The sequence below is a fragment of the Candidatus Scalindua japonica genome, from assembly GCF_002443295.1.
In the GTDB taxonomy this organism is placed as follows: Bacteria; Planctomycetota; Brocadiia; order Brocadiales; family Scalinduaceae; genus Scalindua; species Scalindua japonica.
This window is the reverse complement of record NZ_BAOS01000014.1, coordinates 126,500-138,638: the sequence shown is the minus strand read 5'-3', so window position 1 is coordinate 138,638 and position 12,139 is coordinate 126,500. Positions and strand designations below refer to the sequence as shown.

General features: G+C 38.4%; 13 protein-coding genes and 1 riboswitch. Of the genes, 3 read left to right on the top strand and 10 right to left on the bottom strand.

Features of this window, described 5'->3' with window-relative positions; translation table 11 throughout:
* Positions 1-384 (bottom strand): fibronectin type III domain-containing protein (locus tag SCALIN_RS09435; protein ID WP_162532239.1); only part of this gene is annotated, 384 nt, incomplete at its 3' end.
* A gap of 69 nt (positions 385-453) precedes the next feature.
* A riboswitch (cyclic di-GMP riboswitch) is annotated at positions 454-543 on the bottom strand.
* Between the two features lie 604 nt (positions 544-1,147).
* Here SCALIN_RS09435 and SCALIN_RS21660 point away from each other — a divergent pair.
* Positions 1,148-1,333 (top strand): hypothetical protein, encoded by a 186-nt coding sequence (locus tag SCALIN_RS21660; protein ID WP_133111804.1) that lies wholly within the window; start codon positions 1,148-1,150, stop codon positions 1,331-1,333.
* A gap of 193 nt (positions 1,334-1,526) precedes the next feature.
* On the opposite strand, the gene SCALIN_RS09430 is transcribed toward SCALIN_RS21660, so the two are convergent.
* The 7 genes from SCALIN_RS09430 to SCALIN_RS09400 all read right to left on the bottom strand — a co-directional run bounded on the left by SCALIN_RS09430 (position 1,527) and on the right by SCALIN_RS09400 (position 8,064).
* Positions 1,527-1,754 carry a Sec-independent protein translocase subunit TatA/TatB gene (locus SCALIN_RS09430; protein ID WP_096894252.1) on the bottom strand — a complete coding sequence of 76 codons (228 nt, stop codon included), beginning with the start codon at positions 1,752-1,754 and terminating at the stop codon, positions 1,527-1,529.
* Between the two features lie 295 nt (positions 1,755-2,049).
* Entirely contained in the window at positions 2,050-3,024 is a 975-nt protein-coding gene (locus SCALIN_RS09425; protein WP_096894251.1) for a polyprenyl synthetase family protein, read from the bottom strand.
* A 147-nt stretch (positions 3,025-3,171) separates the two neighbouring features.
* Entirely contained in the window at positions 3,172-3,876 is a 705-nt protein-coding gene (gene bioD, locus SCALIN_RS09420; RefSeq protein ID WP_096894250.1) for a dethiobiotin synthase, read from the bottom strand.
* A gap of 3 nt (positions 3,877-3,879) precedes the next feature.
* A complete protein-coding gene (locus SCALIN_RS09415) occupies positions 3,880-4,680 on the bottom strand; it encodes an SAM hydrolase/SAM-dependent halogenase family protein (RefSeq protein WP_096894249.1) in 801 nt (266 codons plus the stop codon).
* A 151-nt stretch (positions 4,681-4,831) separates the two neighbouring features.
* The gene (locus SCALIN_RS09410; protein ID WP_096894248.1) at positions 4,832-5,926 is read right to left on the bottom strand and encodes a radical SAM protein; all 1,095 of its coding nucleotides are present in this window, start codon (positions 5,924-5,926) and stop codon (positions 4,832-4,834) included.
* Between the two features lie 6 nt (positions 5,927-5,932).
* A complete protein-coding gene (locus SCALIN_RS09405; protein WP_203415415.1) occupies positions 5,933-6,295 on the bottom strand; it encodes a phosphomannose isomerase type II C-terminal cupin domain in 363 nt (120 codons plus the stop codon).
* Between the two features lie 89 nt (positions 6,296-6,384).
* Positions 6,385-8,064: an NAD+ synthase gene (locus tag SCALIN_RS09400; protein WP_096894246.1), complete on the bottom strand. Its 1,680-nt coding sequence runs from the start codon at positions 8,062-8,064 to the stop codon at positions 6,385-6,387.
* A 197-nt stretch (positions 8,065-8,261) separates the two neighbouring features.
* On the opposite strand from SCALIN_RS09400, the gene SCALIN_RS09395 reads away from it, so the two are divergent.
* Positions 8,262-9,041, top strand: coding sequence for a phosphoadenylyl-sulfate reductase (locus SCALIN_RS09395; protein ID WP_096894245.1), 780 nt, complete (start codon positions 8,262-8,264; stop codon positions 9,039-9,041).
* A gap of 94 nt (positions 9,042-9,135) precedes the next feature.
* Here the strand turns inward: SCALIN_RS09395 and SCALIN_RS09390 are convergent, their stop codons facing one another.
* Entirely contained in the window at positions 9,136-10,038 is a 903-nt protein-coding gene (locus SCALIN_RS09390; protein WP_096894244.1) for an HDOD domain-containing protein, read from the bottom strand.
* A 493-nt stretch (positions 10,039-10,531) separates the two neighbouring features.
* Between SCALIN_RS09390 and SCALIN_RS09385 the strand changes: the two genes are divergently transcribed.
* Positions 10,532-10,825 carry a hypothetical protein gene (locus tag SCALIN_RS09385; protein ID WP_096894243.1) on the top strand — a complete coding sequence of 98 codons (294 nt, stop codon included), beginning with the start codon at positions 10,532-10,534 and terminating at the stop codon, positions 10,823-10,825.
* Between the two features lie 136 nt (positions 10,826-10,961).
* Here SCALIN_RS09385 and SCALIN_RS09380 read toward each other — a convergent pair whose 3' ends face one another.
* Complete coding sequence (locus SCALIN_RS09380; RefSeq protein ID WP_096894242.1) at positions 10,962-11,693, bottom strand: YggS family pyridoxal phosphate-dependent enzyme; 732 nt, start codon at positions 11,691-11,693, stop codon at positions 10,962-10,964.
* Positions 11,694-12,139 lie beyond the last annotated feature (446 nt).

Here is a 12,139-nt window from a genome sequence, read left to right as displayed (position 1 = left end):
GCCAATAGATGACAATACCGGCGGATTGTTAATTTGAACAGTATTAAACACCTCCGCAGAGTAATCACTTTCATTATTGTATTTATCATATGCTGTTACTGCAAAATAGTACACCTGCTCTTCTACAAGGTTTTTGACTGTGTAGCTTGTCTGATTACCTACATCAGTAATGCTATCATAATTCCTACTCGAATTTCCAAAGTGTATTTTGTATCCATCAATGTCAGGTTCTGTGTTACTATCCCATTCCAACGTAACTTGAGCCGCATAGATATTCGTGGTGGAAATAAATAATATTAAGGCTAAAATAAAAATAAAAGACAGAGTGTGAATACAAGATAATCCGGGGTTTCTAAATGGTGAGAAAGCGTTGTTTTTTAGCATTTTAACTCCTTTTGGTTGCATGCAAAACATATTGGTTGCATGCAAAACAAACTTCAAAGGAGTTTTTTGCCTGGCAACATGGCTACCTTATCTTTAATAAGTAAGATTTAGGCCATTGTTTTGCGTCCTACCCTTTCGGGTAGTTTGCCTTTAACAGGTTATTGTTTGAGTTCTTAAACTTTCTATAGTTTAGTTGTTCCTGATTATTCGCAAACATAATGCCAATGTGTTTGTTTTGTATGATATGCCAATCATAAGTCAATATATAAGCAACATATATGAATTTCAGTATTGTTTTGACAAGTAGTATTTTGAATGTGTTTCTGTGCAATAGAGAAACAGACTGAATTTCAAAATGGAGCAGTGGTAGAAACTTGTTTGATTTGCTATAAACAAATAATCAGGTAGGAGGGATAAGCAAGCGAGACGCAATTGAGTAAGTTTATATTTCCTTTTATAGCAGCTGTAGACTGAAACCTACGTTTAAGATAATCAAATGAGTAATGTGAATTGGTCTGGTTTCAGGAAAAACACAGTATCTATTATATACTAAGTGCGAGAAGATCGTAATAGCCGGAATTGAGCATGCGATGTAGGAAATACGGCTGGATACATTTGTGACAGATACACTTGCGTATTACAATGGCAATTCTGAACTAGATGAAAACCGTATGAGAGCATAGGAGACTTAATAGATACAGTTAATGGAGCAGATGGGACCACTGATACCTCAGCTACTGATAAATGAAATAAAGAAGAGGCATTGCGTGCAATCTCAAACCTGATTACTACACGTTCAAATGTCTTTACGGTCTATGTTACAGTGCAGATCAATAACCAAGGTACAACAGAGGTGTTTGCGGAAAAAAGAATCCTGCCAATAGTTGACCGTTCTGTCGATCCTATTAAGGTAAGATGCTTCGAGTGGATTACGGAGCGATGGAGATAGAATATAGACTACAAAAAAACGTAGTGACTAATGTGTAGAAAAATTGTAGAGTTTGGACTCTCTTTGCTCGTTCAGGTTTACAGCCTTAACCTAACGTTTAGATGCGGCAACATGATTGGTCCTGCTAAAATTATAATAAACCAGATTTTACCTGTTTGAGGTACTGTTTTATTTAGAGAATAAGGCACTCTCCTTACTTTACGTTAACATCTTCCTTCTCAATATTCTTAATATCTTCCTTAACATCATCAACCTCATCATTGACGTCCTTTACACCCTTTTTAAATTCTACAAACCCTTTTCCTATAGACCTCATAGTGCCAGGAAGCCTTTTACCAAAAATCAACAAAGCAATAATCAGAATGATAATCCACTCAAAACCGCCGGGAATACCAAACCACCCAATTGGAATACTAAACATGTTAAATCACCTCCAATTTGTATTTCAAAAAAAATAATATTGTCTAAACTTAATCTATTTCCTGCCCCATGTCAAACTATTTTCAAGAAGCAGCAAATAGTGGTAAAGAGTATATCAATGATGCCGGAAAAAGTAATTTTAAGATTATTCACAAGTTTTTGAGGTATATTGAGGAGATAATAGAGAAGACGGGAAATTGTATTTTAAGACAATCAACGATGATTTATCGATCGAAATTGATATGATGGGAGAGGTAATTGGTGGAAGCATATCTGGAGCGAGTACTTTTTTGCCCCTACTTATCTCGTTTAACTACGTAATTTCCTAATTCAAGGAGAGAGGTTTTGTAAATCGAATCCGGAATAATAATGGATAGTTCGTCCTGTGCGTCCTTTATCAGTCGCCGTGCGGTTTCATAAGCGTAGTCTACCGCATCGTGTTCTGCCAGCAGCTCAGCTATCGCTGCTTTTGAGTCCTTACTATTGTTCTGGAATATAAGCTCAAGTGTACTTTCTCTTCGATCTGTCGGAAGTTTATCCACCAGCCTGATAAATGGCAGTGTAAGCTTTCCGATCTGGGTATCCAGGTTTAACGGTTTTCCCAGTTTTTCCTCTGAACCTACAACATCCAGACAGTCATCTATTATCTGGAATGCCATTCCAATTTTAGAACCATAGTTTGTAAGCACCTCGGTCTGTTTTTTGCTTGCTCCGGAAGAAATTGCCCCTAATTTACAACTGGCGGCACAAAGTGAAGCTGTTTTGCGCTCGATAATACTCAGATATTCAGATTCTGTAACTTCTGCATCATAGCATCTCAAGAGCTGGACCATTTCACCTTCACACAGGATATTTATAGTCTGAGACATTATGAGTGTTGACATCTGCGAATCTAGGGCGGAAAGTATGGTATAGGCACGTGAAAAGAGGTAATCACCAAACAAAATGGAGATCTTGCTGCCCCATTTTGTATTCATGGTCTCTATGTGCCTTCTAACCACTGCTTCATCAATAATATCATCGTGTACAAGGGTCGCCGTATGTATAAGCTCCACAACTACTGCTAAATCAATATGTTGCGGTATCAGGCCGCCTGCACATTGACCAGATAGTAACAGCAGAGCAGGACGAAGACGTTTGCCGTGTATCTTACTGATATGATACACTAAATCTGAAAGGCGCTTGTCTGCCGGAGATACATCACTGTAAAGGCGTTCCTCAACCTCGTGCATTTGATCTTTTAAAGGTGCTAAAATAGCATCCGTACTCATTTGGTTTAAAACTCCTAACTTTTTCCCGTATTAGTAAATTTATAAAAGGGCTGGATATGTTATCAAGAACTCAAAAAAATGTCAATTATGTTTTATTACATTATGATTTATTCCATAATTTCACTTATTATTTATTTTAAAAACCACCTAAGTCTCTTTTCTCATTATCGTTGATACGTTTATTTCTCTACGAAAGTCTTCAACAATGTCACCGTATACACAATCCTCAACAGATACATTTTCTTTAAAAGGGATCGTCCCGAGAATAGGAACTGAAGAATATTTCTCTATTTCTCTTACAAAATCGTCACTATTCTTCAACATATTAATCACTATTCCCTTTATTCTAAGATTTCTGTTCCTGGCATATTCAACCGTTAAAAGGGTATGATTTATCGTACCCAGATAATCTCCACTTACAATTATGAGAGCAAGGTCCATCTTATGGGCCAGGTCAGCAACAAAGTGAGTATCATCAATTGGAACCATGAGCCCGCCAACTCCCTCAACAACAACAAAATCATGTTTATTTGAAAGAGCTTCGTACGCTCTCCATATTTTATCAATGTTAATAGAAACACCGGACTGCGATGCTGCTATCGTAGGTGCTATTGGTGGTTTGAGAAGGATTGGATTTACAATGGCGTCATCATCAGTACTATCAATTATTTTTTTCAGATAAACGGCATCTTCAGAAATAAGTTTTCCACATGACTCCTTTGCGCCTGATGCAACCGGCTTCATGACGCCTACACTCAGACCATGTGCCTTAATTGACGCAGCTATCGCAGCAGCAATAACAGTCTTGCCAACTCCCGTATTACTACCAGTTACAAACACACCTTTTTCCATAAATTAATTTCCTAAAACCAGCTTATCACCTTTTTTTAATTTTAAGATATCTCCGGCACTGCCTCGATTTACCGAAATTTCCAGATAACCGGAGCTTCCAAATATTGCCAATGCCTCGTTGTCTCCCACGTCTGTATATGAACTACAGATACCGTTAATCCTCCTCCTTCCCATAGTAATTGACACCCTTTCCTCCCCAATCTTCATCATGTCAATAACCTCCTTATTGACATTCGTAATAAGATTACCAAAGCTATCCACGTATATAATTTCGGCCGTTAACTTCCCAGTGGGAGAAAGAATCGGTTTTGGCAGGCTGATTTCGTTTATCTTGTCAATTCTGTCACCAAGCTCCTTATAGTTAACACCTTTGGATAGTTGAGCGGCTACAGGGGCGAATATATCACGTCCATGAAATGTATTACTAAGTTTCGACAAAAAAAACTTATCGTTAGTAATTTCTCTAATAGACGGAGACTCCTCCTTTGCAATAATAAATGAGAGTACTCCGTTATCAGGTGCAAGAAAAAGATAATCCTCTGTTTTTAAACAAAGAATTTTTCTGTCACTTCCTACTCCCGGGTCAACAACCACCACGTGGATCGTTCCCTTAGGAAAATAATTATATGAATGATTGAGTACACAAGCCGCCTGGAAAATATCCTGGGCGCTTATTGTATTACTGATATCAATTATACTTACCGATGGGTTGATGTTGACCATGACTCCCTTCATAACACCCACATATCCATCCTGTAAACCGAAATCGGTAATTAACGTTATGGTTGATTTTCTTTTAGGCATACATAAGTCCTCAATATAATTTCTCCGTTATTTTAAATCTAATTCTACTGTATCCATCATTTTAATGCAATCCTCGATAACATGAATGTCTTTATGATCACTGAATGTTGATGGGTGAAGCTAGGCGGATCCAACGTTAAATAAAACCCTTCTATCCAAAACCTCCAACAATCGGGATCCTGGTATTACAGTTTGTACACATTCCATCCCTTATTTTAAATTCCCTGACACTGAACCCTGCCCTTTCAATAAGCATCTTTCCACAGTTATGGCAATAGGTGTTTTCCCATTCGTGTCCGGGAACATTTCCTATGTAAACATATTTGAGACCTTTTTCAACTCCTATCTCCCTGGCTAATTCTAAAGTAGAAACCGGTGTAGATGGCACATGTGACAACTCAAGATATGGATGAAACCTGCTTACATGCCATGGTGTCTCATCTCCAAGATTCTGTATAATCCATCCGGCAATTTCATGTAACTCTTCAGGACTATCATTATAACCCGGCACTATATTGGTTATAATTTCCACATGCATATTCCATTTTGTTTTTGCCCTGATTGCCGCATCTAAAATTGGCCTTATACTCTTTATACCTGTAACGTCTCTATAAAAACAGTGCCTTGAATCCTCCAAATCATCACTCACTCTGATGTCAGCTCCAGAATAATCTTCAACCGTGTAACTGTCAAAACCCTTTATATCAACTCTGTATGCGTCTAAAAACGGTCCTATTGCATCTAATGCGTCTGGTTCTATGTAACCGTTTGTCACAAAAACTGTGTATAACCCTTTTTCCTTCGCTAATTTTGCACAATCTAATGCATACTCAATCCATATTGTCGGCTCATTATAAGTCCATGAAATCCCTTTACATTTATTTTCTAATGAAAGATCTACAAGCTCTTCCGGAGAAACATATGACATTTTCCTGTCACTATTATCAATACGTGAATGGGCAATCTGCCAATTTTGACAATGACCACATCGCATATTGCACCCAAGAGAGCCAATCGAAAATGTATGGCTGCCGGGAAAGAAATGGTATAAGGGTTTTTTTTCGATTGCATCTGCACATGCCGATGATATGCTACCATAAATCATTGAGAAAAGTTTACCTTTTACATTTTTCCTTATTCCACAGTAGCCAAATTTACCATCTGCTATCACGCATCTATGCGGGCACAAATGACAACTAACTCTTTTATGATCCTCTGATTGATAAAATAACGCTTCATGTATCATGTTAACTTATGTCCTTCCATAATCGTCTTCCAGACGTATGATATCATCTTCTCCGAAATATTCTCCCTGTTGTATCTCTATAAACGTCAAGTTCTCATCGCCGATATTAGTAATACGATGCGCCACCTCCCGAGCTATGTCTACGGTATCCTCTTTCTTGATATGCATCTCTTTGCCATCAATAGTCACCATACCCTTTCCCTCAACCACCATCCAATGCTCTTTCCTCCTGAAATGCTTCTGATAACTCAGCCTTTTTCCAGGCAATACGGTTACTCTCTTCACCTTATAAGTAGACTCTTCAAGCAACACCTCCCATCTGCCCCACGGAGGAGTTGACTGTTTCTCATCCGGTCCTTTATTCATCATTATTCTCCTTTGCAAAAACGATTCATGAATTGCTCCTATATTTGAATGTGACTGAAATCCTGGAACTCAATCTCTCAATTATTTGCATACTACTTTCTTGTGTATCGTTGTGCAAGAGGCATTCTCCTGCCCGTCCCAAAGGCTTTTGTGGTAACTTTGAGTCCTGGAGCCGCCTGCTTCCTCTTATATTCATTTCTATCAACCTTGCTGATAATGTCTTTAACAAGCGACTCATCATAACCCATTGCCACGATATCACTGACGTTCATTGATTCCTCAACATAGGCCCTCAGCACTATATCAAGAACATCATACGGAGGTAATGAGTCCTGGTCCTTTTGATTTGGACGTAATTCGGCTGACGGAGGTTTTTTAATAGTATCAGTAGGAATAATCTCTTTTTTCCGATTGATGTATTCGGCAAGATCATAAACCATAGTCTTCGGAATATCTGATATAACTGCCAGCCCTCCGCACATATCACCATATAACGTACAATAACCAACTGCAAGTTCTGATTTGTTCCCGGTTGTCAGAACAAGATATCCGTATTTATTTGAGATGGCCATCAGGATCTTACCCCTTATGCGTGCCTGCAGATTTTCCTCGGTAACATCAAATGGAAGCCCGGCAAATACGCGACTTAAGGCCTTGGTATACGCATTGTATACAGACTTTATCGGTATAACCTTACACTCAATTCCGAGTTTTTTTGCCAGAATCCTGGAGTCTTCAACACTACCTTTGGAAGAAAAGCTTGAAGGCATTGTAACACCAAGCACCTTGTCCCTGCCAAGGGCTTTAGTTGCAATTACAGCGGTAACAGCAGAATCTATTCCTCCGCTCAGACCAATTACGGTTTTTTTGAATCCACATTTTTTTACATAGTCCCGTGTGCCCAGAATTAAAGCTTTATATACTGATTCAATCTCACTATCTCCAGTCCCGGGTTGAGACGCTGTTCCGGCAGGTTTAGATTTTCCCACAGATGCTCTAACATCCTGGCCTTTTAACTCAACCATTAGTAACTCTTCTTTAAAACCTGAAGCCTTGTCCACAACAATTCCATTTTTATTAATTACCAGGCTATTACCATCAAATACCAGATCGTCATTGCCCCCAATCTGGTTCACAAAAACAATTGGCACATTATTCCTGTTTGCATGACCCGCCAACATCTTCACTCTTACGTCCTGTTTGCCAATTGTAAAAGGTGATGCAGAAATATTTACAATAATTTCTGCACCCTGCTTTACCATACATTTAACTGGGTCTTTGTGATGGATCATACCTGGCCAGGCCATATCCGCGCCCCATACATCCTCACAAATTGAAATACCAAATTTCCTGCCGGATATCATTGATATTGAGACGTCATGCGTTGGCTCAAAGTACCTATCCTCATCAAATACATCATAAGTAGGAAGTAAAGACTTATAGTGCCGGGAGACGATTTTCCCGTTTCTTATGTGTGCCGCCGCATTATATAACGCTTTACCACGCTCTGCCATATTTCTGTCAACAAAACCTACAATAGCCGAAATACCTGTTACACTGTTTTTTATCTCATCCAATGCTTTCAGATTGCTATCTACAAATTCGGAAAGTTCCAGCAAATCCTTAGGTGGGTAACCCACAACGCTCATTTCCGGAAATATAACCAGATCAGCCCCCATCTTTCCTGCGGTATTTATAAACTTACAGATCTTCCGTGTGTTCTGCTTAAACGCACCTACAGTCGGATTTATTTGAGCCAGGCAAATTTTCATATAAAGATAATTATATAAGGGGTAGAAAAATAACTACCCTTGGACTCCGCTCGATGCGACGTTGTTCTAAGCAGTATTAAAGGGTTATCAACATTGAAATTATTTATTTATAAGCATTTAATAGTACAAATTGGAATATAAATCAATAAAATTTGACAATTATTGTATAAACTTGATAGTATGTATTGTTAAAAAAAATGAATAATATATCGATCGATCAAAAACTTGTTGATAAGCTGGAAGAGATATCTGATCCTGGTGAATTAATGGCGGAGTTGTTTCGCATGTTTGGGAGACGCGCTGCGATTGGTACCAGTGGACAATGGACGGGTGTGGCCTTAATAGACATGGTAATTCGTGCCGGTATTTCAACCCCTCGTGTTTACACGGTAGATACTCTGCGACTTTTTCCCGAAACATATGATCTTTTTCGTGAGTTGGAAAAAAAATACAACATCAATATCGAGAAAGCCGCACCTGATTTTGATGCGGTAAGTAAGATGGTCCGTAACCATGGAGAAATGATCTTTTTTGATAGCAAGGCAAAACAGGAGTATTGCTGTAAGATACGTAAAGTGAACCCGAATGATAAGGTCCTTGATACACTTGACGTTTGGATTACAGGTTTACGGGCCGACCAGTCTAACGCGAGATCTCAAATTAAACGGGTAGATATTGTTCAACATAAACAACAGGACGGAAAAGAGCGTCCGCTGCTCAAAGTGACACCACTGATTGCCTGGACGGAAGAAAAGGTTATGAAATACGTCAGAGATAATAATGTACCTATTCATAAATTACTTGAAATGGAAAGGGATGGGTGGCATTACGCCTCGCTGGGATGCATTATCTGTACAACCCCTATTAGTCCTCACGAAACACGCCGTGCGGGACGCTGGAGATGGTTTAACCATCAACTTGACGACGACCATAAGGAGTGCGGTCTGCACCTCACTGATACAAAGAAAAGTTCATGACCTCACAGTTAGCATAGTAGATTCTGTATTATCAGATATTTAACTCTATTAAATAAAGGGAAATTACATTTAAATCCTTTTCGTTGTTTATCTATCAGTCGGTAATTATATGGCACTCTTCTTCAAAAGACTCCTGCTCAATAGCATGATTATTGTAGCTCTGCTCTGTGCCGAAAACTTTATCGACGAGTTCGCTCATTATGAATTCTAAATCATCTTTATGAATACCTAGAATATCGAGCGTATTCTCTTCAAAAACATACATAAGGCCGTCGCATCCAAGCCCAATTCCAAGCATACAACTAATGGAATCAGCAAGATGTACGATATACGTTATTTTTTTATGCGTCTTCGCTTTTTCAGGCTGATGGTGATATTGTACTGCATCCACAAGAATAGGTGGAAGATTCCACTTTTTTATAATTTTTCCACCTATTTTGGCGTGATCAAAACCAAGGACCTCTTGTTCTGCTCTATCAAATGGGACTCTATCGTTCTTTGATTTCTTAATTATTTCAACAAATTGATCTTCAGCATAATTACTTAGTATTATTTTGCCAATATCAAGTAATAGACCAGCTATGTAAGCCTCCTCAGACTCCTTAAACCCGATTCGCTTCGCAATTATTCTCGCGCAGACCGCGCAACCAATGGAGTGTTGCCATAACATTCCCTTTTCAAGAGCATACGCTGGTATTTCATTATTCAACATTTCCTGAGTAGATGAAGTTAATGCAATACTTTTAATAGTATCAATGCCAAGACAGACTATTGCATGAGAGATCGTTGATATCGTCCGAGAAAAACCATAATAAGGTGAGTTTGCAAGTTTAAGTATATTTGCTGCTAATTTTGGATCACGTTCAAAAACCTTTGCCAGATCATTTGCGGAAGATTCAGGGTTTTTCGTAAGTTCAAGTATTTGTATAATACTTTGTGGCAAAGGGGGCATATTTTTGACTTTGATTAACAATCCGGCAAGAGTTATTTTACTCACAATTGACACCTCACTACTATTATTTTACTATTTAATATATCATTCTGTTTATATACAAAACTACCATAGCTTAGAATTTTTTTAGATTGCAACTTTTGTGCCATTAAACAGCTCATTGATTTGTATTCTTTTATGTCATTGAAGAAAATATGTTTAAATCAATTATTAACCCTTAAAACTTTTAATACTTTTGTTATCGGTGTCCTATTGCACAACAAATAATGTTTTTTTAGAAGAAAAAATGTGCCATTACAAAACATGAAAATATAGATAGAGCTGATTTCCTGCAGGAATGAACTACTTCTAACAGGTAATAACTTTTTTGTTGACGACTAAAAAAACATAAGTAGTATCAGTTTTGGAAAGCTATTTTCTGTCTGTAGGCTTCGTTTTCCAAATTGAACTTTATTAAAGGCTGTTTGGGAAACAGCCCATGCATTGTTAAATAATTACAAGTTATATTTTTATTGATCCTGTAAAAAGGAGAGTAGTTATGGCTGATAAACCCAATATGGCTGTTGCCTGGTACCGCAAAGACCAATGGCAACTGCTTTTAGACTATTCAACTGACTCTGATAAACTGGAACGTACGTATCAAGAGTGGCTGGGACACGCCGAAAAAATGGTAAATGAGATGAAAGAAGATGGACTTAATGTTGTAAAAGTAGATATTAATCTGGATGAGATGAAGAAATGGTGCAAAAAATCTAATAAGCAGATGGATGGCTATTCCAGAAGTCAATACGCCGTCTTCCTGGCACAGAATAATTTAAACATCTTAAAATAAATATCTTTGGTTGCATACATAAAAGTCCGGAAGCATATTGAATTAGTGTCTATAGTAACTACTGCTCCACGTGAAAATCACAAAATACCACGTAAATATTTTTTTGTGGGCTTTCTTGAAACTATGCACTACATCACTATTTATCCGTTTTCTCTGAAGGCCAGTAATAAGCATCGGGAGTGTCCCTGGCTCCAAAGATAGCAGTGCCCACACGCACCATATTGGCCCCTTCCTCAATGGCAATATGATAATCACCGGACATTCCCATAGAAAGATACTCCATCTCCACACCCTTAATACCCTCTTTTATAACAGAATCATGAATACCTTTTAATAACTTGAAACACTTCCGTATCTTCACCTCATCATCGGTAAAGAGGCCGATAGTCATCAGTCCTCGGATGTTCAGGGTATCGTATTGTGACGCTTCCCTGACCAGAGAGATAGCCTCTTCCGGAGCAACCCCGTATTTACTCTCTTCATAAGATGTGTTGACCTGGATTAATACGTCCATCGAACGGCCTTCACTCATAAGTCGTTTATCTAATTTCTCAACAAGGCCCATCCGGTCTACAGAGTGGATCATATCAGCAAACTTCAGCACATCTTTAACCTTATTGGTCTGCAGATGTCCAATAAAATGCCAGGCAGCATCCTCGTCTTTTAACACATCATATTTCTTCAAAGCCTCCTGGATCTTATTTTCCGCGATAACATGACCACCGTTTTTTACTGCCTCGCGTATCCGCTCCGCGTCAACAGTCTTTGTGGCCATAACCAATGTAATCTCTTCCGGCTTCTTACCAACCTTTGCGGCAGCATACGCAATCTTCTGTTTTACTTTTTCTAAATTCTCTTTAATTGACATAGTTTCTCCAAATTGCTGATAAACACACACATTATTGTTTTGATTATAGCGTGATTAGTGTTAAATTGTTGTTAGTTTATATAAATAACGTCTGCATAAAAAGAAAACTCCTTAGTGTATTCAATGGTGGCCCTAAAGGAGAAAAGGAGGTATTCAATGGATAGGTTTAATGGTTAGGTTAGCACATGCCGCGTATGAATGCAAATACCATCTGGTATAGTGTTTAAAGTACAGATTTAGAATTTTGAAAGAAAAGGCATTTTATCAGGAAACATTGTAACGTTATGGGGGCCTGGGCACGTTGGAACATGTATCTGGGGAGGAACAACCAGTTAGAACAGGGAAAATCATCAAAAACCCCTTGAAAACCCTTGCTTTTTTGCTTTAATAAGGCTGTAGCTTTTGAACTGGAGATTCAAAAACGAAGGGATAATGGGGAATAGTTG

Excerpts from the sequence above, each read along its gene's own strand:
- SCALIN_RS09430 (WP_096894252.1), bottom strand. The coding sequence starts at position 1,754 with ATGTTTAGTATTCCAATTGGGTGGTTTGGTATTCCCGGCGGTTTTGAG.
- SCALIN_RS09425 (WP_096894251.1), bottom strand. The coding sequence starts at position 3,024 with ATGAGTACGGATGCTATTTTAGCACCTTTAAAAGATCAAATGCACGAG.
- bioD (WP_096894250.1), bottom strand. The coding sequence starts at position 3,876 with ATGGAAAAAGGTGTGTTTGTAACTGGTAGTAATACGGGAGTTGGCAAG.
- SCALIN_RS09415 (WP_096894249.1), bottom strand. The coding sequence starts at position 4,680 with ATGCCTAAAAGAAAATCAACCATAACGTTAATTACCGATTTCGGTTTA.
- SCALIN_RS09410 (WP_096894248.1), bottom strand. The coding sequence starts at position 5,926 with ATGATACATGAAGCGTTATTTTATCAATCAGAGGATCATAAAAGAGTT.
- SCALIN_RS09405 (WP_203415415.1), bottom strand. The coding sequence starts at position 6,295 with ATGATGAATAAAGGACCGGATGAGAAACAGTCAACTCCTCCGTGGGGC.
- SCALIN_RS09400 (WP_096894246.1), bottom strand. The coding sequence starts at position 8,064 with ATGAAAATTTGCCTGGCTCAAATAAATCCGACTGTAGGTGCGTTTAAG.
- SCALIN_RS09395 (WP_096894245.1), top strand. The coding sequence starts at position 8,262 with ATGAATAATATATCGATCGATCAAAAACTTGTTGATAAGCTGGAAGAG.
- SCALIN_RS09385 (WP_096894243.1), top strand. The coding sequence starts at position 10,532 with ATGGCTGATAAACCCAATATGGCTGTTGCCTGGTACCGCAAAGACCAA.
- SCALIN_RS09380 (WP_096894242.1), bottom strand. The coding sequence starts at position 11,693 with ATGTCAATTAAAGAGAATTTAGAAAAAGTAAAACAGAAGATTGCGTAT.